This window comes from Bacillus sp. C-3-6, assembly GCF_054509685.1.
This window is the reverse complement of record NZ_CM137247.1, coordinates 168,023-189,158: the sequence shown is the minus strand read 5'-3', so window position 1 is coordinate 189,158 and position 21,136 is coordinate 168,023. Positions and strand designations below refer to the sequence as shown.

General features: G+C 35.4%; 20 protein-coding genes, 2 pseudogenes and 2 riboswitches. Of the genes and pseudogenes, 9 read left to right on the top strand and 13 right to left on the bottom strand.

What is annotated here, in order from left to right; translation table 11 throughout:
- Position 1 precedes the first annotated feature (1 nt).
- Positions 2–206: pseudogene (locus ACW0JX_RS01090) on the bottom strand (hypothetical protein).
- A gap of 173 nt (positions 207–379) precedes the next feature.
- On the opposite strand from ACW0JX_RS01090, the gene ACW0JX_RS01085 reads away from it, so the two are divergent.
- The gene (locus ACW0JX_RS01085) at positions 380–847 is read left to right on the top strand and encodes a YusW family protein (RefSeq protein WP_016083988.1); all 468 of its coding nucleotides are present in this window, start codon (positions 380–382) and stop codon (positions 845–847) included.
- A 24-nt stretch (positions 848–871) separates the two neighbouring features.
- Here ACW0JX_RS01085 and ACW0JX_RS01080 read toward each other — a convergent pair whose 3' ends face one another.
- The 5 genes from ACW0JX_RS01080 to ACW0JX_RS01060 are packed head-to-tail and all read right to left on the bottom strand — an operon-like array spanning position 872 to position 6,172.
- Entirely contained in the window at positions 872–2,482 is a 1,611-nt protein-coding gene (locus tag ACW0JX_RS01080) for a peptide ABC transporter substrate-binding protein (RefSeq protein ID WP_459245259.1), read from the bottom strand.
- Between the two features lie 13 nt (positions 2,483–2,495).
- Positions 2,496–3,269 carry an ABC transporter ATP-binding protein gene (locus ACW0JX_RS01075; RefSeq protein ID WP_000205645.1) on the bottom strand — a complete coding sequence of 258 codons (774 nt, stop codon included), beginning with the start codon at positions 3,267–3,269 and terminating at the stop codon, positions 2,496–2,498.
- The gene (locus tag ACW0JX_RS01070) at positions 3,266–4,276 is read right to left on the bottom strand and encodes an ABC transporter ATP-binding protein (RefSeq protein ID WP_000057270.1); all 1,011 of its coding nucleotides are present in this window, start codon (positions 4,274–4,276) and stop codon (positions 3,266–3,268) included. Before ACW0JX_RS01070 ends, ACW0JX_RS01075 begins: the two co-directional genes overlap by 4 nt.
- Positions 4,233–5,237 carry an ABC transporter permease gene (locus tag ACW0JX_RS01065; RefSeq protein WP_016083992.1) on the bottom strand — a complete coding sequence of 335 codons (1,005 nt, stop codon included), beginning with the start codon at positions 5,235–5,237 and terminating at the stop codon, positions 4,233–4,235. The genes ACW0JX_RS01070 and ACW0JX_RS01065 overlap by 44 nt, the downstream gene beginning before the upstream one ends.
- Before the next feature lie 17 nt (positions 5,238–5,254).
- Positions 5,255–6,172, bottom strand: coding sequence for an ABC transporter permease (locus tag ACW0JX_RS01060; protein WP_000289326.1), 918 nt, complete (start codon positions 6,170–6,172; stop codon positions 5,255–5,257).
- A gap of 136 nt (positions 6,173–6,308) precedes the next feature.
- A riboswitch (SAM riboswitch) is annotated at positions 6,309–6,414 on the bottom strand.
- A 169-nt stretch (positions 6,415–6,583) separates the two neighbouring features.
- Between ACW0JX_RS01060 and ACW0JX_RS01055 the strand changes: the two genes are divergently transcribed.
- Positions 6,584–6,799 carry a DUF3951 domain-containing protein gene (locus tag ACW0JX_RS01055; protein WP_088025488.1) on the top strand — a complete coding sequence of 72 codons (216 nt, stop codon included), beginning with the start codon at positions 6,584–6,586 and terminating at the stop codon, positions 6,797–6,799.
- 16 nt (positions 6,800–6,815) lie between these two features.
- On the opposite strand, the gene ACW0JX_RS01050 is transcribed toward ACW0JX_RS01055, so the two are convergent.
- Positions 6,816–7,319, bottom strand: coding sequence for a hypothetical protein (locus ACW0JX_RS01050; protein ID WP_459245258.1), 504 nt, complete (start codon positions 7,317–7,319; stop codon positions 6,816–6,818).
- Positions 7,320–7,593: 274 nt separating this feature from the next.
- On the opposite strand from ACW0JX_RS01050, the gene ACW0JX_RS01045 reads away from it, so the two are divergent.
- On the top strand, positions 7,594–8,040 hold the full coding sequence (locus tag ACW0JX_RS01045) for a hypothetical protein (RefSeq protein WP_000282869.1): 447 nt from the start codon (positions 7,594–7,596) through the stop codon (positions 8,038–8,040).
- 33 nt (positions 8,041–8,073) lie between these two features.
- On the opposite strand, the gene ACW0JX_RS01040 is transcribed toward ACW0JX_RS01045, so the two are convergent.
- The 5 genes from ACW0JX_RS01040 to ACW0JX_RS01020 all read right to left on the bottom strand — a co-directional run bounded on the left by ACW0JX_RS01040 (position 8,074) and on the right by ACW0JX_RS01020 (position 14,046).
- On the bottom strand, positions 8,074–9,333 hold the full coding sequence (locus ACW0JX_RS01040) for a multidrug effflux MFS transporter (protein WP_223266695.1): 1,260 nt from the start codon (positions 9,331–9,333) through the stop codon (positions 8,074–8,076).
- Between the two features lie 118 nt (positions 9,334–9,451).
- Entirely contained in the window at positions 9,452–11,170 is a 1,719-nt protein-coding gene (locus ACW0JX_RS01035) for a DUF3981 domain-containing protein (RefSeq protein ID WP_459245776.1), read from the bottom strand.
- 78 nt (positions 11,171–11,248) lie between these two features.
- Positions 11,249–11,782 carry an MFS transporter gene (locus ACW0JX_RS01030; RefSeq protein ID WP_000222367.1) on the bottom strand — a complete coding sequence of 178 codons (534 nt, stop codon included), beginning with the start codon at positions 11,780–11,782 and terminating at the stop codon, positions 11,249–11,251.
- A complete protein-coding gene (locus ACW0JX_RS01025) occupies positions 11,779–13,215 on the bottom strand; it encodes an FAD-binding oxidoreductase (protein ID WP_000746313.1) in 1,437 nt (478 codons plus the stop codon). Before ACW0JX_RS01025 ends, ACW0JX_RS01030 begins: the two co-directional genes overlap by 4 nt.
- Positions 13,216–13,281: 66 nt before the next feature.
- Positions 13,282–14,046: a DUF6612 family protein gene (locus ACW0JX_RS01020; protein WP_000713524.1), complete on the bottom strand. Its 765-nt coding sequence runs from the start codon at positions 14,044–14,046 to the stop codon at positions 13,282–13,284.
- Between the two features lie 157 nt (positions 14,047–14,203).
- Between ACW0JX_RS01020 and ACW0JX_RS01015 the strand changes: the two are divergent.
- The 4 genes and pseudogenes from ACW0JX_RS01015 (at position 14,204) to ACW0JX_RS01000 (ending at position 17,899) form a co-directional block, all read left to right on the top strand.
- Positions 14,204–15,111: pseudogene (locus tag ACW0JX_RS01015) on the top strand (NAD(P)-dependent alcohol dehydrogenase).
- A 79-nt stretch (positions 15,112–15,190) separates the two neighbouring features.
- A riboswitch (SAM riboswitch) is annotated at positions 15,191–15,305 on the top strand.
- Between the two features lie 85 nt (positions 15,306–15,390).
- The gene (locus ACW0JX_RS01010; RefSeq protein ID WP_095689901.1) at positions 15,391–16,203 is read left to right on the top strand and encodes a MetQ/NlpA family ABC transporter substrate-binding protein; all 813 of its coding nucleotides are present in this window, start codon (positions 15,391–15,393) and stop codon (positions 16,201–16,203) included.
- 12 nt (positions 16,204–16,215) lie between these two features.
- Complete coding sequence (locus ACW0JX_RS01005; RefSeq protein ID WP_069354751.1) at positions 16,216–17,256, top strand: methionine ABC transporter ATP-binding protein; 1,041 nt, start codon at positions 16,216–16,218, stop codon at positions 17,254–17,256.
- Complete coding sequence (locus tag ACW0JX_RS01000; protein WP_000527151.1) at positions 17,231–17,899, top strand: methionine ABC transporter permease; 669 nt, start codon at positions 17,231–17,233, stop codon at positions 17,897–17,899. Before ACW0JX_RS01005 ends, ACW0JX_RS01000 begins: the two co-directional genes overlap by 26 nt.
- Positions 17,900–17,937: 38 nt before the next feature.
- Here the strand turns inward: ACW0JX_RS01000 and ACW0JX_RS00995 are convergent, their stop codons facing one another.
- A complete protein-coding gene (locus ACW0JX_RS00995) occupies positions 17,938–18,714 on the bottom strand; it encodes an SDR family oxidoreductase (protein ID WP_459245257.1) in 777 nt (258 codons plus the stop codon).
- 439 nt (positions 18,715–19,153) lie between these two features.
- Between ACW0JX_RS00995 and ACW0JX_RS00990 the strand changes: the two genes are divergently transcribed.
- Positions 19,154–20,455: a DUF5068 domain-containing protein gene (locus tag ACW0JX_RS00990; RefSeq protein WP_095689904.1), complete on the top strand. Its 1,302-nt coding sequence runs from the start codon at positions 19,154–19,156 to the stop codon at positions 20,453–20,455.
- 157 nt (positions 20,456–20,612) lie between these two features.
- Entirely contained in the window at positions 20,613–21,119 is a 507-nt protein-coding gene (locus ACW0JX_RS00985) for a DoxX family membrane protein (RefSeq protein ID WP_064531583.1), read from the top strand.
- Positions 21,120–21,136 lie beyond the last annotated feature (17 nt).

Sequence of the window (21,136 nt, the reverse complement as noted above, 5' to 3'; positions counted from 1 at the left end):
TTTATACAACTTTAACTACAGAGCTTCTTCTTCCCTTTATCATTCCTTTTATAGCTAAAGTCTTCACTGCTACTAATTGTGTAACCAATACAATAACTAATAATGAAATAATATTTCTCTCTAAACTAACTCCTCCGAATATTATTGTATAATAGCCATTTGCTGCATATGTTACTTGAAATGGTTTGATACGTTTTAGAAAGCATTTCAGTACCTCCCTCACAACTTCAATTTACCATATACATACAAATCATTTTTGATTTAAATTGCGGATTAATCCTTGAAGCTACAAGTCAAAATTTTATTTTCAACACATACATAATTACATGATTTTAGGAAAAACTTGTATAGAACAAATTTACATAAGGAGGAATTTATAATGAGAATTTTACTATCAGTTTTATTAGCTCTTATGCTAGTACCTGCATTAACAGGATGTAAAGCTCCTGCAAAGGAAGACACGACTTCTAATAAAAAGACTACAGAAGAGGCGAAGAATGAAGCCCCTGCTGATTTAAAACTAAATTTCAATGAATTCGATTTAAAGGCAGACTACCAAGATACTAAGAAAGACTACGAAGCAGACTATAAAAATGTAGCAGCTGATAAAAAAATGGAAGCAAAAATTGAAGATCATAAAGCAGATGTAAAATTAACAGGAGATGAGGCTATCACAAAATTAAGCCCACTTCTACAAGAATTAAAATTTGATAAAGATACTCCTGACCAAGAAGTAATCGATCAAGTAGCGAACGTGTTCAAACTTGATAAAGACTACCAAAAATTCGATTTAGAAGTTGTCTTCTCTGATGGAACGAAAAAAGAATACAAAAGAGAAATAAAATAAAGAAGTAGGCGATTGCCTACTTCTTTATTTTTTAATTTTTGCGTATCTTAGTTCTGGACTAGAACCGATAATGAACTGAACACCAGATACTGATGGTTTTTGTAAATATGAAGCACTTGGGAAAATAATTGGGATTAATGGTGAATCTGTAAACATAATATCTTCCGCTTTATGCAATAAGTCAAAACGCTTATCTTCGTTTTGTTCAACTTTTGCTTCTTTTACTAAAGCGTCAAATTCTTTATTATGCCATTTTGCATAGTTATTCGGACCATCACCTGCATATAAATCTAGTTTAGTAATTGGATCTAATAAAGAGGCGCCCCATCCCATATAAGCTAATTGGAAATCACTTTGCTTGTATGTGTCGATGTAACTCTTCCATTCTTTATTTTCTAATTTAATATCTACGCCAAGATTTTTCTTAAACATTTCTTGCATTGCTTCTGCTACTTTTTTATGTTGTGTATCTGTAGTGAATTTTAATGTTACTTCAGGTAATGTAGACCACCCTTGTTCTTTCATACCTTCTTCTAGTAATTTTTTCGCTTCTGCTGGATCAAATTTAACATAATCACCTTTTTCTTTACGAAAATCACGACCACTTTGTGTTTTTGCTCCTTCTGGAACGAATGCATATGCTTCTTGCGCATTATTTTTATACAATTTTTCAACGATAAATTTACGATCAACCGCTAATGAAAATGCTTTACGTACCTTCGCATTTGTAAACGGCTCTTTTTCTACGTTAAACGAATAAATATAAGATGAGAATCCTGCAACACGCTTATATTCTTTATTTCCTTTTTCTTTTTCAATCATCTCTTGTGGTAAACCACTTAGTAAATCTAATTCTTTTGATTTAAATAATTGATACGCTGTTTTAGAGTCTGGAATAATACGAAACTCAATTTCTTTTAGAGTTACCTTTTTATCGTAGTATTCTTTATTTTTTTGTACTGTAATAGCCTGGTTATGCTTCCACTCTTTTAACGTGAATGGTCCATTCGTAATTAACTCTTTTGGATCTGTTTTTAATTTATTATTATCATCAATCGACTTTTTAGCTAATGGAATAAATAATGAGCTTGCTAATTTTTGTTTAATAGAAGCAACTGGATGTTCAAGAGTTACCTTTAATGTTTGAGGATCAACGACGTGAATACCAACTTGTCCCTCTTCACCTTTTCCAGTATTATATGCCTCTGCCCCTTTAATGAAATACATTTCTGTCGCATTCATAGAACCCGTTTTCGGATTTAATAATCGCTTCCATGCAAATTCAAAATCATTTGCCGTAATAGGAGAACCATCTGACCATTTAATATCTTTCTTCAAATGGATTGTATATTCAGTTCCATCAGCATTTACTTCTTCTTTCTCTGCTAATTCATTTTGATATTTCCCATCACTATCTTGCGTATATAAACTTGAAAACAACTGCCCAATTATATAACCTGACGTGCTATCTGTTGCAATAGCAGAATCAAGTGTATATGGATCACTACTAATATTCGTTACTAATCGATCTCCTTCTCCCTTACCGGCACTCGCCTTTTGCGTCTCTTTCTTACCGCAAGCGACTGAAGTAATCGCTAAAACAGTCATAATGACAAACAGTAAAAACTTCTTCATCCTACATTCTCCTTTAACCTGAAATTTTTGGTGTTGATGCTAATAATGTTTTTGTATAAGAATGTTGTGGATTACGGAACACTTCGTCCGTATTTCCAAATTCAACAAGTTCTCCTTTATATAAGACAGCCACTTTTTCACATAAATAGTGAACCATCGGCAAATCATGCGCGATAAATAAATATGTATAGCCTTGCTCCTTTTGAATCTTTTGCAGCAGATGTACAATTTGAATTTGCAATGAAACGTCTAATGCCGAAATTGGTTCATCAAGAATTAATACTTCTGGCTCACATAATAGCGCTCTTGCAATAGCGATACGTTGACGTTGTCCTCCGCTAAATTCGTGCGGATAGCGATCAATATATCGTCTATCTAATCCCACACGTTCTAGCGCATCACCTGCTACTTTATCCTTTAATCCTTTATCACCTAAACCGAATGAAATATAACCTTCCGTTACGCTATCGTGTACTTTCCAGCGCGGATTTAATGCTGCTGTGGAATCTTGAAAAATAAACTGTACTTTCTGTAAGAAATCACGTTTATGAGCTGCCTTCAACTTGTGAACGACTTGACCGTTATAATCAATTTCACCAGACGTTGGGCTCTCAATCCCAGCTATGAGCTTACCAAGTGTTGTTTTTCCTGAACCACTTTCACCAATAATGCCAAGTGTTGTTCCTTTCGGAATAGAAAGTGATATGTCTTTTAACGCTGTGATTTCTTTACTTTTACTTCCATACGTTTTCGTTACTTGCTTTATAGTAATTAAATCTGTCGTCATGAGGCATTCACCTTCTCTTTTGATTTCGCTTTATTATGCTCTAGAACATGTTGCCAACAATGTGAACTATGCTCCTTAGAATATGTGGTTCTCTCTGGAAAACGATGAATACATTCTTTTATCGCTACTGGACAACGATTTACAAAAGGACAACCAAAGCTATTTAATGTTTCAATGGAAGGTGTCGTTCCTTCTATAGCACGTAATACCTTTTCGGAATCATCCATATTCGGAATTGCTTGTAATAAACTTTTCGTATATGGATGTTTAGGAGAACCTATTACCTCCTGTATCGTTCCTTTTTCAACGACACGTCCCCCATACATAACAACTACTCGATCAGCTACTTCACGTACAAGTGCCAAATCATGTGTAATTAATAAAATACTCGTATTTTGTTTTTCTTTTCTTTCTTTTAATAGCCCCATAATTTGTTTCTGAATCGTTACATCTAACGCTGTTGTCGGCTCGTCTGCAATTACAAGCTTTGGATGACAAGCAAACGCAATTGCTAAACAAATACGCTGCCTCATACCTCCGCTTAATTGATGTGGGTACTGTTCAAAGCGTTTCTCTGCTTCATGTATCCCTAAATCTGTTAACAAGTTAATCGCAATTTCCTTTGCTTCTCTTTTCGATTTTTTCTCATGTTGCAAAACTACTTCTGTAATTTGTTTGCCTACCTTCATCGTTGGGTTTAAAGATGAAAGCGGATCTTGAAATATAAAGGAAATATCTTTTCCGCGAATTTGATTCCATTCTGACTCTTGTAAATTCGTTAATTCCTTTGCTTGGAAAGCTATATTTCCATCATCGATATGAATTGATTCTTGATTCAAGCCGATAATGGATTGTGCTGTGACACTTTTTCCTGAACCACTTTCTCCTACAAGTGCAACTATTTCACCTTCGTTAATAGAAAAGGAAACATGTTTCACAATCGCTTGCTTACTATTCTCTTTTTCAACGGCTAACGTTACGTTTTCTAAAGATAAGATTTGTGCCATGTTTTTTCTCCTTTCGATTCCGTTTGACGATTTTTGGATCAATCGCATCTTGCAAACCATCACCAATTGCATTAAATGCGAACATAATGAGTGCAATCATGATTGCCGGGAAAAATAGCTGCCACCATTCTCCGCTCAATAATGTCCCGAGTGCATCATTCGTCATCGTCCCCCAACTTGCCGCTGGTGATTGTACTCCAAGTCCTATAAAGCTTAAAAATGATTCTGAAAAAATAGCTGCTGGAATTGTAAATGATAAATTTACGATAATAATCCCTGTTAAATTCGGAATTAAATGCCCATATATAATTTTCATATGTGATGTACCTAATCGCTCTGCTGCAATAACAAACTCTCGTTGTTTTAAAGACAATACTTGTGCTCGAATGAGACGAGCCATTCCAATCCATCCCGTTAATGCAAGGGCGATAATAATGGTGAAAAGACCTGGTTTCATAACAATTAATAGTAAAATAACAATTAATAAATATGGGATGCCGTATAATACTTCAATTCCTCTTATAATCCACTCATCAATTAACGTTCCAAGGCGATTACGCCCTCTCACATATCCACTAAATCCACCAATCAGTACACCAAGCCCTATATCGAGGGCAGCTGCTACTAATCCAACTGTTAGTGAAATCTTCCCACCAGCCCAAGTACGTGCCCAAATATCTCTCCCTAGATCATCTGTTCCAAACCAATGTTCACTACTCGGCGGTAAATTTGTTGCCTCTTTTACTTGTTCACTCGCAGTAAATGAAGTTAAACTTTCGCCAATAAGCGAGAAAACAATAATTAGCAATAACGTCACTGTTCCTAAAACTGCGATTGGATTCGATATAAACTTACGAAACACTTCTTTCTTTCTGCTAATCGTTTGCTGATTTTTATTTATCGTTAATTCTTTTTTCTCTTCTTTCGTTAATAACTGTTCATTAATTTCATAAGCTCCCATTTAAATATCCCCCCTCCTTATGTAATAGAACGAATACGCGGATCAACAATGCGGTGAATAATATCTGTAATGAAAATACAAGCAATTAATAATGCACTATAGAAAATCGTTGTTCCCATAATCACCGGATAGTCTCGGTTAAAAATACTATCTACGAAATATTTTCCTAGGCCAGGAATTGAAAAGATTTTTTCAATAACGAAAGTCCCTGTTAAAAGTCCCGCCATTAACGGTCCCACAAATGTAAGTACTGGAACAATCGCATTTCGAAGAGCATGTCTTATAATAATCTTCTTAATTGGTATACCTTTTGCTCTTGCTAGCTTAATATAATCACTCTGCAGTACTTCGATCATATTAGAACGAACAAACCTTGTAATAACTGCAATTGGCCCTAACGCTAATGCAAAGGATGGCAATACCGTATGTTCGAATGTTCCCCAAGAGGCTACTGGTAAAAACTCAAATTGGATAGCAAATACTTGTATAAATAGTGGTGCTAAAATAAAACTTGGAATAGAAATACCTAGAATTGCGAGCAAACTCACACTATAGTCAATTACTCTCCCATGATATAGAGCAGCAAATGTCCCTGCCGCAATTCCTACCAACAATGAAATAACAAGTGCTTGTAGACCAATAATTGCTGATGGACCAAAGCCAGTTGTTATAATTTCTGATACACCTTGCCCGGTTGATTGAACAGATTCACCAAAATCAAAATGAACTACACCGTCTAAATAAGCAACATATTGATTCCATAACGGTTCATCAAGGTGATACTTCGCTCTCATGTTTTGGATCACTTCTTCAGGAAAGATTTTTGCATCTGATGAAAATGGATCTCCCGGAATAATATGCATAATTAGAAATGTCACTGTCGTAATAACCCATAGTGTAAACACCATAACCGATAATTTTTTAATTACATACACTTCAATAACCCCCTAAACGCATGAATTTACTTTGTTTTATGGATGTACTTTTTCCATTACTTCCTTTTCTCTTTTTAGAATACAAAAAGCCTTGATCTTAAAAAATAAGATCAAGGCTTAACAAACAAAGGCCCATCACTTATCTTTCAAGACTTGCTTGCTGGAATTAGCACGGTGTTCCTATTACAGAACCCGCTGCTGAGGTGTCATAGGGCCAGTCCCTCTACCTCTCTGGATAAGTAAATTGCTATATTATTATTTGGTTCAAATTGTATATTTCGAATTATAATTCTGAAAAATTGAAAAGTCAATCAAATTGGATAAATTTAGAAAAATCAGTTTTTAATTCATTTATCGAAATTACAGTTTTCGGCTTATAATAAAAAGAAATAATGTTAAAGGAGTTATAAGATGGACCCCTTACTTCTTGGTACTATAGGATTACCCTTAACAATCGTTATACTTGTCATCATCGGCTCCTATAAACTCTTTATTAAAAAGAAACGTATTACTTCTTTTTATACTCCTTTCGATAATATTACCGGGCAAACTATTTCCGAATTTCACGAAGAACAGAAAATATTAGTATCTGAGGATGAAGACGGAGATGGCAAGAAGAAAAAATAACCCTGCACAGGCAAGGTTATTTTTTCGTTTCTGCTTGAAAACGTTTATAGTATGTCGATGCTGTTGCAAAATTAATTTCTATATCACGAATCAACGATGAATCTTCTTCTTTAGCTAACTTCTGTAATTTTTTCATCGCTTGTTCTGATTCATTCAAGAAACCAATATATACCTCATGTTCTTGCTCTTTCGACTTCGGAACACGAATTTCTTTACGTATATGATCAATATCTTCTAACATGCTCGTTGTTACCTTTTGCACGTCTTCTTTATATGTAGCATTCGTTATTTCCTTACCGCCCTTTTCTTTTGCCACTTCAAATAACTGCAGTGCTTTATTAATTTCTTTATTCATTTTTATATCGTATTTTTCATGTACTGCAAGGTATTCTTTCATCTCTTCTGTTTGTTCAGTAGATTGCTCTACCTTTTCTTTCGGTTCTTTCGTATCTTTATTTCCATTACATCCTACTAGAAGGATCATACTTCCCATTACAGCAATACCCAAAACCTTCTTCATCTCTTCTTCTCCTTTTATCTACAGCTATTACTCATTATAGTTTCTTTTATCTCCACTTGTTATTATACCGAGAACGCCCTACTTTTTACACTTAAGACAACATCGTAATATATATACCAACATGTTTGTCACAGTATCGTCACTTTATACAAATAACTTTTGCAATGCTTTACTACATCACCTTACAAAACTGTAAGCACACATAAAGAACAAACCATGCTAGACTTACATATGCATAACGCAAACATATGTAAGGTTTTAAGGAGAATCATCTATGTACAACACAATGCCTTTTATGGGAGAAGATATTCGTGTCCTTATTCGCGAAAAATCACTTCATATCGAAAATACAGAGAGCCTTCGCCGCGTATTAAAGAAGAAGCATGCTCCATTTAAGTTAGCTCAATATTTAAAACAACAACATACAAATCAATTTCATACCGTGCTAAATATATCGGATAAATCATTAACAATCGAAATCATCGGTCATGTCTACATTGGAAACTTTGCAGATACCTTAAAGGAAATCCCACGTATACCGAAGATTGCTCCTATTATCGTTAAAAAAGCGTATAAAATTACTGACCATACCGATATTATCGACTGTGGGGAAAAAGAAGTCGATAGTAATCGCTGGGTGTGGGATAAACTTGCTGTTTTATATGATACGATCATGAATAATATGTATGAGGTATTTCAAAGAAATGAAAAAAAGAACTGATTCAAACATTCCCTTTGAATCAGTTCTTTTTTGTTAAGCCTCTAAATTTTGTCTTTGTTGCAGTTCAAACTGCTTCTCACTTCTTCTGGCCATAAATAGATAACATAATACTGCTCCTACTTCACAAAGCGCAATAACAACACCCATCGGTAACGCTGTATTACTCCCACCAATACCTACTAGCGGAGCGACAAGCGCTCCTGAAATGAACTGTAATAAGCCTAATAAAGCTGACGCTGTTCCTGCAGCTTGCTTCTGATTTCTCATCGCTAATGAGAACCCAGTTGTTGATACAACCCCGACACTTGATACAACAAGGAATAACGAACATAAAACACCGATTAAACCTATTCCTAGTACGATTGTCAGTAGTAAAGATAGGCCACCAACAGCTGCGATAATAATACCAGCAACAAATAATGTCTTCTCATTCACTTTCCCCGCTAAACGACCCGTTACCTGACTAGCAATAATAATACCGATGCCGTTAATCGCAAAGAATAAACTAAATTGCTGTGGTGATGCTCCGTATATGTTCTGCAACACAAATGGTGAGCCCGAAATGTATGCAAACATTGCCGCTGTTACTAATCCTTGTGACAATGCATATCCCATAAACAGACGGTCCTTTAACAATTTTCCGTACGTCGCCAAAGTCCCTGACAAACCACCCGTTTCTCTTTCTTCAGGAGGTAATGTTTCACGCAATACAAAAGTAGCTGAGATTAACATGAATACGCTAATTGCTCCAAGAACGATGAAAACACCGCGCCACGTTGTAAACTGTAATAATTGCCCCCCAATAATCGGTGCCAAAATAGGTGCTGCTCCGTTTACTAACATAAGCAGTGAGAAAAACTTCGTCATTTCAGAACCTGAGTACATATCACGTACCATTGCACGTGATATAACAATCCCGGCTGATCCTGAAGCTCCTTGTAGGAAGCGCAATAATACTAATGTCCAAATAGATGGCGCAACAGCACAAAGTAAAGAAGAAGCAACATAAATAATAAGAGCAATAATAAGTGGTTTGCGTCTTCCGTAAATATCGCTAATTGAGCCAACAAATAATTGTCCTACTGACAGCCCAAGCAAACAAGCTGTTAATGTAAGCTGCGCTAGGGATGCCCCTGTTTGCAAATCATCCGTTAACTTCGGTAATGAAGGCAAATACATATCAATAGATAATGGCCCAATCGCCGTAAGTGTTCCTAATACAAGAATCATCCATAACCTGTTTGCCTTTACAGGTTTGTATATTTCGTGATTAACTTCATTCACTTTTTCAATTCACCCTTTCCTATACACACTGAATCGTAACAATTATAGTTACATCATAAACATACGTCAAGTACAGCGCATTTTCCTCTTTCATAATGTAAAAAAAAGCGATAGAAATTCTATCGCTTTACTTTTTCACATTGCTATTCGTAAATTTAGATACCGAGGCCATCGTCTCTCCTGTATCTAAATATGTAATTTGAATTGGGTCTCCTACTTCTGTAAACATAGCATACGGGAATTTCTTCACTGGTATCATAAATACCTTCTGTTCATTCTCTAAAAGTACGTACACGATTGTATTTTCACCTGATTTCTCTTTATATACACGTTGTACAATACCTTCTTTTTGCGCTTCTTTTCCTGTTGAGGTTGGTCTAAAGGTATCACCATTACCGCTCATTACGTTTTTATAATTCTCAAGCGCTTCTTTCTGCGTCGAACCTGTCGCAAATATTTTTGCATTAGCAGCATATACAACTGTATGTGCACGTACTAGGCCTCCGTCATCAACAACCGGAATAATCCAAGCTGGTTTACCGTATACGTTATAAATGACAGGCATTGTCCCATGCCATTTCTCTCTCTTAAAGGAATTATCTACTACTTCTGTAGCTGCTGAACCATCCATAATCCCCTTCACTTCTTTTCCATTATAGTAATATAGCTTGCCTGTGCGTGCATCTACTAATGAATAGCCTAGGGCTGAATCTACTCCTTCTTTTGGAGAAGTAAAGTCTGTAAAATAATACAGTGTTCCATCTTTACCAAAGATCGGGGTCACGCCTTCTTTCGTTCCCCACTCAGTCGGAATTTTCATATCTGTTTGTGAGAATTTCGTATTCCAAAATCCGTGAATATATTTACCAAAGTACGTATTTAACGTAGATGCAGTCTCATGATTTAATACACCATCAACAAATTTAGGTGCCTTTCCTTTATCATATCTTTTCACTTCACCTGTTTGTGCATCTATTACGACAACACCTTCTACCTCAAATCCAGATCTTCCTGAAATAAATTCACCATACGTCATTGTATAATATGGTTTTCCTTTATCATCAACCTCAAATTTAGGTTTTCCTTTAAAGATTAAATTTGGTTCTGCTTGCCTTACCACACGCTCTAAATTATTACCAAAAAACATGCTTGGCACATATTTCATTTTATAACCGAGGTGCAGTTTCGCTTCCGCATCAGGATTCGTACCTGACATCGTTACATACCCTGGAATTGTCTCAGCTTTACGCGCTTTAAAAAATCCTGAAACTTCAATCGGCGCTACATATAAAGCTTCGCCGTTTACCATTTGTGGCGTTAATTCTCCTAGCTCAAAATAAGCTACTTTCGGAATATCACCAAATACTTTTTTCATCTTATTCTCCGCTGTCTTTGGCGGCACTGTAAACGGCTGGTCATTTTCAGTAAATGGCTCTGAAATATCTTTCTCTATCTTAACAACAGAATCATATTTCTTTTGCGAGATTACTATATCGTGCAAATAACCAAAGTAGCCGTAACTTGCGAGTAAAATAAACATTAGAAGTCCTTTTAATGTACCTTCTAATTTCCCTATTTGATCTTGTGAAAATAAAACAAGCCCAATTAAAATTGCTACTGCAACAGAATAATGAGTAAGAATCGAATCTACTCGATCATCAATTAGCCAAAAGTATTCATAGATTGCAATACCTATCCAAAATAAAACAGGAATAACTAAAATAGATGATTTCTTACCCTTTACAACCTTCTTATCTCCCTTCTTATCCACTGCTCGAAGCTTACTACTACTTCTTGTCCATGGAATCAAAAACAAAGTAAGAATAGCTAAAACTACAAATTTCATCAAAGGCACTGTCCCCTTTTCTTTTGTATTCCCTTTTAGTATAACAAATAAAGGGTATTAAGGTGAAAATAGGAATAGTTATATTTTTTTACTACTTAATACAATCCCGCTCACTACATATAGAATAGATGCAATATAAAAAATTGTACCGATCGTAAAGAAATCTACTAAATATCCCGTGGCAATAACCGCTACTGCTCCGCCAATGGATGTCCACACATGGTATTTTCCAATCTCATAACCAGCCTTTTCCTGCGCAACCTTTCGTGCTAATGAAGTTTTCTCAGTATTACGCTGCACAGCACCTAAAACTCCCATTACAATTTGAAGAATATACACATGCCATACTTCCGTGGCAATCGGAAAGCAAAGCATTAAGATTGCCATGGACCAAGCGTATATGATTAATAATTTTTTATCACCTACTTGATCAGATACCTTTCCTACTAGTGGATATACAAGTGCTGATGTTAAAGCAAATAAGCCATACGCCCAGCCAAATTGCGAGAAGCTATTTCCAACGTTTCGAAGTAATAATATATAAAAAGGAAATACCATACTTCCTGCCATCATGATAATACTTTGCGAAGCCACAAATCTTCTATATGTCATTTCGTATACTCCCTATAAAATAAATTAACAAATCTCTCTTCTGAATCTACTTCCTTCTTTTTCTTGAGAAATTCTTCAATACGAGGATATGCCCTTTTTAACTGCTCTTTCGTTGGATAAGAATAGTATGGCAAATAGTAACTACCGTTATGCTTTAAAGTAACATCAATCATCTTCCGAATGACATCCTCTGTTTTCTTTATCTCACTCTCTGAGCGTCCCTGGTTAATCAAAAGAACCAGCGCAAACATATCATCTTTCGCATAGGACAAAACTGCATTTTCATTCTTTTCCACGTAACGAATCGTAATGTTGAGTAAATTAAACTCTTCTTCATTTAATGCGTTACGTAAATCATCTATATACTCCGTGAAAGCATCTATAGGCACAAAGTATTCTTGTAACACTTCGGTCCTATTTGGATTTTCATATTCCATAAAAGCACTATCTGATCTCATAACATTATTACGCGTCTCATACTTTCCATCTGTACGTTCAAAATAACCTCTTTGTATATCCCAAAATGTATTCTTTCCCCAATCGCTATAACGTGATAACCCAAGTAAAAATTTAGGTGCAGCTATAATATTTTCTTCCTTTAATTCACTGTACTCTTCTCTCATATTTTGATTTTGTGCCAAAGTATAATCCGTCACATACATCTCTTTTAAAAATGAATTTGGAGCAACAGAAATACGCGCTAAGTGCATACGAACATTCTCATCTCTTTTCACTTTCTCTTTGAAATAAGATGCGTATTCTTTATAATCTATCATTCTCGTGTGCATTTCATATAATTCATCATCTGTTAACTTCAGCGTCACATCTAAAATAACTCCAAATAAACCGTAACCCCCAATGACATATGGAAATAACTCTGCATTTTCTTCTCTACTTACATTACGTACCGTGCCATCTGCCATTAACAATCTAAATGAATCTACTGTATCAATTAGTGCCTCATGACGAATATCACGCCCATGTACATTTACACTTAATGAACCACCAACAGTAAAAATATTTTGAGACTGCATGACCTGTACCGCAAGGCCATATGGATTTATTTTCTTCTGAATATCATTCCACGTGACACCACTTTGAACTGTAATACGCTTCTTCTCTGGATCGAATTCTAATATTTTATTATATCCTTTCATATCGAGCATCGTGCCATTCGGATAATATGTCTGTCCTCCTTGGCTATGTTGCATGCCTGCAATGGAAATTTTCTCTCCTGAAACTTTTGCATCTCGCACTAATTTTATTAACGAGTGCTCTTCCGTAGCACTTTCAACACGTTTTATTTTTGTCGGAAGCAATTTACCTACATCACTCATAATAGGATGATCAATTTGTTTTTTATACGTATGTACAGACGTTGCAAGCAAAACCGTATATGCGACAATGACCACTACTATCTTTCTTTTTTTCAAAGGACACTCTCCTTACTAGCAACAAAAAGAGATACCCGTTCTTTCAGGTACCTCTCTTGACAGTGATTACTTTGCTGCTGGCAATTGTATTGGATCAAATTTATCATACGATGTAAACTTCGCATCCGTAATAATGTGCGCTTTATCCTCACCATTGCTACTCATAACCATATCTATCTTTGCTGATTCATATTTAAAATCTTTTGTAATAATATATTCTCCATCTATTTCTTCTATCTTTGCATTTTGGCCTTGTAGCATTTGTTTCTGCTTTTCATCCATACTAGCTAACATACTCTCTGTCTCTTGCCCTTTTAATGCAAACTTCAGCTTATAATTATCTCCACTTTTCTCCATCTTCACTTTATTTAAAATTTCCGATGGAATCTCTAAATTATCTACCATTCCTTGAGTTGCATTCATTCCGTTAGCATTTAATTGTTCCTCTGGTACAGACATCACTTCACCCGTATTAGGATTTTTCAACTGACCAGCAATTTTGCCACCCACATCATAAACAACAACCTCTGTACCAGAAACATTCATTTCAGAACGAGAATTTTTTTGCTTCGGCTCTAATTGCATTTTGGCCTTTATTACATTCATCTCTGTTCCTTCAGCCTTTATTCCCACATCATATGTCATCGTTACATTTTCTTCGTTTTTAAAAGCTTCATTCGCTTTATTGAAAACATCCTTCGCTGTTAATTCCTTTTCTTTCTGCACAGCTTCTTTTTTCGGCTCATCAGTCTTTTTTGTTTTCTCATTACTACACCCTACTCCTAGACCGACTGCAAGTACTAAACTTGAAATTAAAATAAATTTTTTCATAACGTCCCCTCCTTCCCAAAAATAATATCATCTCTTTTCCTATGAAATCTATATAATTCGTAATATTCTTCTTTAAATTTATTTCCTATATAGCAACATGTTTGAGAAAAAGTTTAAATATGATGTAAATAATAACAACTCATTTCAGGAGGTCATTATGAAAGCTATTATTTGCACAAAGTATGGACCACCTAATGTTCTCCAGCTTCAAAATATAGAAAAGCCTAAACCTAAGAAAAATGAAGTATTAGTTAAAATTCACGCAACAAGTGTATCGACTGGAGATTGTAGAATACGTGGCTTTAATAGCCCCCTCTTATTTTGGATTCCTATGCGGATCATATTAGGTTTCAGAAAACCGAGAAAACCTATACTTGGCGTAGAGTTATCCGGTGAAATCGAAGACATTGGATCAGATGTAACACAATTTAAAAAAGGAGATCCAGTTTTTGCATTAACAGAACTAAACCTTGGTGGTTATGCGGAATACACATGCGTGCATGAAAGTGGATTAATAGCATTAAAACCTACCAATGTGACATATGAAGAAGCTGCCGTTATTCCTTTTGGCGGAACTTCAGCATTGCACTTCCTTAGAAAAGGACAGATAAAAAAGGGCAACGAGTACTTATATACGGCGCCTCTGGGTCAGTAGGGACAGCTGCCGTACAGCTTGCTAAATACTTCGGGGCGACTGTCACAGCCATTTGTAGTAGTTCGAATTTCGATTTAGTAACAGCTTTAGGGGCAGACAACGTAATTGATTATATGAAAGAAGATTTTACTAAGCGGGGCGATCACTACGATATTATATTTGACGCAGTTGGAAAATATAAAAAGTCTCTTTGTACAGATGCATTAATGCCTAATGGAAAATATGTATCTGTGAACGGAATGATGGCAAAGGTCAGTAAAGAAGATATGAACCTACTAAAACAACTAGCTGAAACAGAAAAGCTAAAACCTGTTATTGATAGAACTTACCGATTAGAAGAAGTTGTAGAAGCCCATACGTATGTAGAAATGGGCCATAAGAAAGGAAATGTTTCGATTACCTTAAAATAAAATATATTCTGAAAATATAATTGACAATTCTTTTTGTAAGATTTACTATTAGTACCATATTCAAAACTACATACACATACTCTTATCAAGAGTGGCGGAGGGACTGGCCCGATGATGCCCGGCAACCGAGCTTATGACGTATAAGCTAAGGTGCTAATTCCTGCAAAACGAGTTTTCGTTTTGGAAGATAAGAGAGGAATCTATTTCGTCTATTCGGCACCTCTCTTATTTTTGGGAGGTGCTTTTTATTTTGGAACGTATATGAAGGGGGATTTATAGATGAAAAAGGTATTATTAAGCATTGTAAGCGGAGCAGTATTATTATTAGGCGCATGTAGCGCGATTTCAGATAAAGAGGTAAAAGCATTAGACGAGAAAAAGATTACTGTCGGTGTAACAGGTGGACCACATGAACAAATTTTTGAAAAGGTAAAAGAAGTTGCAGCAAAAGATGGTCTGGAAATTGACATAAAAGTATTTAATGATTATGTAGCGCCAAACGTATCTTTAGATGAAAAAAGCCTTGATGTAAATAGCTACCAAACGAAATCGTATTTAGATGTATTTAAAGCTGAACGCAATATGAAATTAGCTGAAGTATTTTCAACAGTAACATTCCCTATGGGCGTATATTCTAAAGATATAAAAGATGTAAAAGACTTAAAAGAGGGCGATGCAATTGCTGTACCAAATGACCCAACGAATGAACTTCGAGCTTTAAAATTATTTGAAAAAGCAGGGGTTTTAAAAGTTGATCCAAAGGCTACAGAAAAAGCGACTGCAAAAGATGTAATTGAAAATCCAAAAAAATTAAAGATTGTCGAATTAGAGGCATCTCAATTACCAACGCAACTAAGTGAAGTGAAAGCAGCTGCAATTAACACAAACTTTGCATTAGGTGCAAAATTAAGTCCAGCGAAAGATTCTATTTTCCGCGAAGGAAAAGATTCACCATATGTGAACTGGGTTGTTGTTCGTACTGAAAATAAAGATGATGCCGTTGTAAATAAATTAAAGAAAGCTTATCAATCTAAAGAAGTAAAAGAGTTTATCGAGAAAAAATTTGATGGTTCAGTTTTACCATCTTGGTAGGAGCTGACGATAATGATTGAATTAAAAAACATATCCAAAGTATTTACAACAAAAAAAGGGAATGTTGAGGCTCTTAAGTCTACTTCCCTTAAAGTAGAAAAAGGCGAGGTATTTGGAATCATTGGGTATAGTGGCGCTGGTAAAAGTACATTGATTCGATGTGTAAATTTATTAGAAAAACCAACGACAGGAAATATCATTGTAAACGAACAAGACTTAACAACGTTATCGACAAAAGAACTAGCAAAAGCGAGACAAAAAATCGGAATGATCTTTCAAGGATTCAATTTACTTAAAACTGTTAGCATCTATGAAAACATTGCATTACCTTTACGCCTTGCTGGTATTCCAAAAGTGGAAATTAAAAAAAGGGTAGAAAAATATTTACGCATTGTCGATCTTTTCAATCGAAAAGATGCTTATCCAAGTGAACTTTCTGGCGGTCAAAAACAGCGCGTTGCAATTGCACGTGCACTATCACATGAGCCTGAAGTGTTATTAAGTGACGAAGCAACGAGTGCTTTAGATCCAGAAACAACTGATTCTATTCTTGATTTGTTATTAAAGATTAACGAAGAAATTGGAATTACGATTTTACTCATTACACACGAAATGAACGTTATCCAACGTATATGCGACCGCGTTGCCGTTATGGAACATGGATCTGTAGTCGAAAGCGGGACTGTGAAAGATATTTTCACAAACCCACAACATGTAACAACGAAGAAATTTGTAAATAGCGCCTTTGCAGCTAAAATTCCAGAAGAGGTACAGAAAGAACTACAGAATACTGGAGAAATTGTAACACTTTCATTTATTGGCACTACTTCAGGTGAACCTGCCTTAGCTGTTGCCACAAAACGTTTCCAAGTGTATCCGAATATTTTATCCGGTAATATTACGCAGTTAAAACATGAAGCATATGGGAAACTAGTCGTTCATATGCAAGGAGAACAAAATGAAATCCACCGTGCTTTATCATTTTTACAAGAGCAAGGAATCATTGTAGAAGGAGGTAGAACAGATTATGGGAAACAAGTCCTTTTTGGATGAATGGGGTAAAGTCATATGGGAAGCCACAATTCAAACCTTTCAAATGACATCTATTTCATTACTCATCTCAATCCTTATTGCACTGCCACTTGGCGTCACACTTGTTTTAACGAGACCTGGTGGGCAGCGTGAAAATAAAATCATCTATCCTATTCTTAATACAATTATTAATATCATTCGCTCTCTTCCATTTATCATTCTATTATTCTTCATCTTACCTTTTACAAAGTTTCTAATGGGAACATCCATTGGCGTACAAGGTGTTATCGTACCTCTTGTCGTCTTCACAGCTCCTTATATCGCACGTTTAATGGAGACAGCTTTACTAGAAGTCGATCGCGGTGTCATTGAAGCCTACCAAGCGATGGGAGTCTCTACTATAAAAATCATTTGGCACGTCATGGTTAAAGAAGCTCGTCCCTCCCTTGTACTTGGATTAACAATCGCAACAATTGGCTTAATTGGCGCAACAGCAATGGCTGGCCTTGTGGGTGCTGGCGGGCTAGGGGATTTAGCATACCGCTTCGGACATTTACGCTACGAGCCTGAAGTAATGTATGCAACTGTCTTTATTTTAATTATCCTCGTTCAAGGATTACAGTCTTTAGGAAATGGTGTTGCACGAAGACTGAAGAAAGATTAAAAAAGAAGGTATCTCACTAAGGTGAGATACCTTCTTTTTTATCTTTTAAACCCACCTTCTGAATGAATAACTTGCCCCGTAATCCACTCAGCTTCTTCACTTACTAAAAATTTAATGAGTCTAGCTGCATCCTTTGGCTCACCAATTCTGCCAAAAGGAAACATTGGCTTTAACCCTTGTTTTATCTCTTCAGTCATCCATCCTGTATCGGTTGGTCCTGGATTAATTGCATTCACTGTTATTCCTAAATGAGCTACCTCTGCTGACAACGTACTAGTAAGAGCATCAATAGCTCCCTTCGTTGTCGCATAAGCTAGTTCTCCTGCCATAGGACCTTGAAATTGCCCCGAAGTAATATTAACAATTCTACCACCAGATTTCTTATCAAATCCTCGGGCAAATTGACTACTGAGCAATGTAGTCGCACGAATATTCACCATATAATGCTTATCTAATTCTTCAGCAGTCAACGTAGAGAAATCATTATTCGTAGAATATGCTGCATTATTAATTAATATATGAGGGTACCCTAATTGTTCAGTAACTTTATTTAAAAGCTCTTTCGGTGCATCATTCCGAGTTAAATCTAACTCCATACTCAATACTCTAACACCTTTTTGTAATAGCTCTTCTTTTAATTGTATTTGTTCATTTTTATCGACGCCCCAAGGCATCTCTTTATCATAATTCGTCCAATACGTAAAAAATATATCGTATCCTGCCTCAGCTAATTCTTTACAAATCGCTGCTCCTATACCGTCTAGACGACTTACGCCTGTAACAACTGCTACTTTATTTTTTAATTGTTTCATCATATACTCCTCCAAGTTTAAAGGACGCATATTTTATATAAGAGATATAAATTTCCCCACCTAGACCTCTGTCCTTACAAAAGGGATGTACAAGCCAACTATGCAGTCCTTGCATGATTTATAAATAGCTAAATAAACCCTCACTTATGAGAGAAAAATTCATCTATCCAATTTCTAATCATTACAAGTTCATCCACATATCGAGTCCTTGTCTCCTTTCCATATATCTCTGTTTCTATCATACCAATATGATGTACTATTTCAAATGATAAAAAAATAAAAACCAATATTCCATTCCAAACTTCTATCGAATTTATTATATTATAATATAATAAATAATGGAAATAATCAGAAAAATACTGGTAAATATTGACTAACCTTCTTATAATAAAACGTGGGGCTAATGTGAGAATTTAGTTTTAAACAAATAGGGGGAAGAAATATGTCAAAAAAATTACTTTCTTTATTTTCTGCAGTAATCGTAGCAGCTTTTGTAATAACCGGCTGTGGTCAAAGCGATACGACAAATAAAGAACAAAAAGAGAATGCAACAAAAGAAAGCAAAACGGAAAAAACAGATACAACGAAAGAAAGTAAACCTACTGAAAAAAAATCCGAAGATAAAAAAACTGAAGATAAAAAGCCTGAAAATACAGCTACTGGATCAAGCGACTACTCTAAGCTGATTTCCTATATGGAAAAAGAAACAGGTGGTAAAACAAAAGTTCTTTTTGAAAATAAAGAACCACAAGTCTATAAAGCTGAAGATGTTTCAGTATCAATGAATAGTTACACATTAGTTGAATTAAATGGATTCCATACAAACTTCGATATTCCGTTTAATCGTCAAACAGAAGGCGGAGTTATTCTTGTGAACTACAGCGTAAAAAATAGTTCAGCTAAAGATATTTATTATATGCCAGCATTGGACATGTCATTTACTGGCGCGCAGAAAGCATATAGTAACTATAAAGATTTAATTCCAAAAGAAGATCAGCTCCCAACTAAACTTGCTCCAACGAATGATTACTTAGTAAAAGCAGGAGAAACTATTTCTGGTTATATCGCTTATCCATTCGGAAAAGATGATCTAGCGAAAATTTCAAGTCTCTCAACAGTCTCAGTCACAGTCCCAAATGCACAAGCTAATAAAGGAAAATTTGATGCTCCAATCGGAAATCCTGGAAGCTTTTCATTAAGTTTAAACAAACAGGGTGCTGAAAAAGTTGCAACAGATAATACTTTCTACCAAGATAAAGCTACAGCTAATAACATGGGCGATAAAAAAATGTTAAAAGAGAAATCAAGTATTAATAACAACCAAGAATTAGGCGCTGTTAATGTTACATTAGACGGATACCAATTCACTCAATTCACACCAAATTCCGTCGAAGCTCCACGCTTTGCAAATTTTAAAAACGGTCTTGTTCTGTTAACAGTAAAATTCAAGCTTGATAACAAAGATGTTCAAGACGTTTCACTATCTCCTATAAGCTCTACATTAAGAGTGAATGATGGTACACAATATACGATTAATGAAGGTATGCTATTAAATTATGACTATAATGCTGCAGTTAAAACTGGAACATCTGGAGAGTTACTACAAGTATATATTTTAGATCAAGAGCAGTATGAAAAGATTTGGAAAGACAAAAGCTTTGAGATTGAGTTAGGACCTATGAGAAATAAAGAAGCTAAAGATATTTCACAAGGTAAAAAAGCTAAATTTACATTACCTAAATAAGTTACTAAGTATATATTAGAAAAGGCATATAACATATGATTGTTATATGCCTTTTTCATTTTATAAAAACACCATTTTTGTTCACACTTTATCCATTGTGAATCTTTTCACAATGGATATATAATAAACTTGTAAATACAATATTGGAGGGATTTCAATGATTATCAATTTTTTAAGAACTGATAAACGTGCTGCTTTCATATTATTACTTTTACGGCTTTACATAGGGTATAAATGGCTCGCTGCTGGGATAGGTAAAGTTTTCGGACAATCTTTTGATGCAAGTGGTTTTCTAAAGGGCGCTATCGCTCAAGCATCAGGTGACCATCCTGCAGTACAAAGTTGGTGGGCAGATTTTCTTCAACATTTTGTTCTTCCAAACGCAGACCTATTTAGCTTTTTAGTTCAATGGGGAGAAATTTTAGTAGGTCTAGGTTTAATTTTAGGCGGATTAACAAAAACAGCTGCATTTTTCGGAATCATAATGAATCTTTCATTTTTATTAAGCGGAACTGTTAGTGTAAACCCAAATCTGCTTATTTTAACTATGTTCATTTTAGTTGCAGGGCAAAACGCTGGACGTATTGGATTAGATGGCTATGTTTTCCCTAAACTTTTCCGTAAAAATAACCACGGAACATATAAATTAAGTAAAACTGCGTAGTAACAGTTTACTTTTAA

Bases quoted from the DNA above. Each gene is read 5' to 3' on its own strand.
- ACW0JX_RS01085 (WP_016083988.1), top strand. From the start codon at position 380: ATGAGAATTTTACTATCAGTTTTATTAGCTCTTATGCTAGTACCTGCA.
- ACW0JX_RS01080 (WP_459245259.1), bottom strand. From the start codon at position 2,482: ATGAAGAAGTTTTTACTGTTTGTCATTATGACTGTTTTAGCGATTACT.
- ACW0JX_RS01075 (WP_000205645.1), bottom strand. From the start codon at position 3,269: ATGACGACAGATTTAATTACTATAAAGCAAGTAACGAAAACGTATGGA.
- ACW0JX_RS01070 (WP_000057270.1), bottom strand. From the start codon at position 4,276: ATGGCACAAATCTTATCTTTAGAAAACGTAACGTTAGCCGTTGAAAAA.
- ACW0JX_RS01065 (WP_016083992.1), bottom strand. From the start codon at position 5,237: ATGGGAGCTTATGAAATTAATGAACAGTTATTAACGAAAGAAGAGAAA.
- ACW0JX_RS01055 (WP_088025488.1), top strand. From the start codon at position 6,584: ATGGACCCCTTACTTCTTGGTACTATAGGATTACCCTTAACAATCGTT.
- ACW0JX_RS01050 (WP_459245258.1), bottom strand. From the start codon at position 7,319: ATGAAGAAGGTTTTGGGTATTGCTGTAATGGGAAGTATGATCCTTCTA.
- ACW0JX_RS01045 (WP_000282869.1), top strand. From the start codon at position 7,594: ATGTACAACACAATGCCTTTTATGGGAGAAGATATTCGTGTCCTTATT.
- ACW0JX_RS01035 (WP_459245776.1), bottom strand. From the start codon at position 11,170: ATGAAATTTGTAGTTTTAGCTATTCTTACTTTGTTTTTGATTCCATGG.
- ACW0JX_RS01030 (WP_000222367.1), bottom strand. From the start codon at position 11,782: ATGACATATAGAAGATTTGTGGCTTCGCAAAGTATTATCATGATGGCA.
- ACW0JX_RS01020 (WP_000713524.1), bottom strand. From the start codon at position 14,046: ATGAAAAAATTTATTTTAATTTCAAGTTTAGTACTTGCAGTCGGTCTA.
- ACW0JX_RS01010 (WP_095689901.1), top strand. From the start codon at position 15,391: ATGAAAAAGGTATTATTAAGCATTGTAAGCGGAGCAGTATTATTATTA.
- ACW0JX_RS01005 (WP_069354751.1), top strand. From the start codon at position 16,216: ATGATTGAATTAAAAAACATATCCAAAGTATTTACAACAAAAAAAGGG.
- ACW0JX_RS01000 (WP_000527151.1), top strand. From the start codon at position 17,231: ATGGGAAACAAGTCCTTTTTGGATGAATGGGGTAAAGTCATATGGGAA.
- ACW0JX_RS00995 (WP_459245257.1), bottom strand. From the start codon at position 18,714: ATGATGAAACAATTAAAAAATAAAGTAGCAGTTGTTACAGGCGTAAGT.
- ACW0JX_RS00990 (WP_095689904.1), top strand. From the start codon at position 19,154: ATGTCAAAAAAATTACTTTCTTTATTTTCTGCAGTAATCGTAGCAGCT.
- ACW0JX_RS00985 (WP_064531583.1), top strand. From the start codon at position 20,613: ATGATTATCAATTTTTTAAGAACTGATAAACGTGCTGCTTTCATATTA.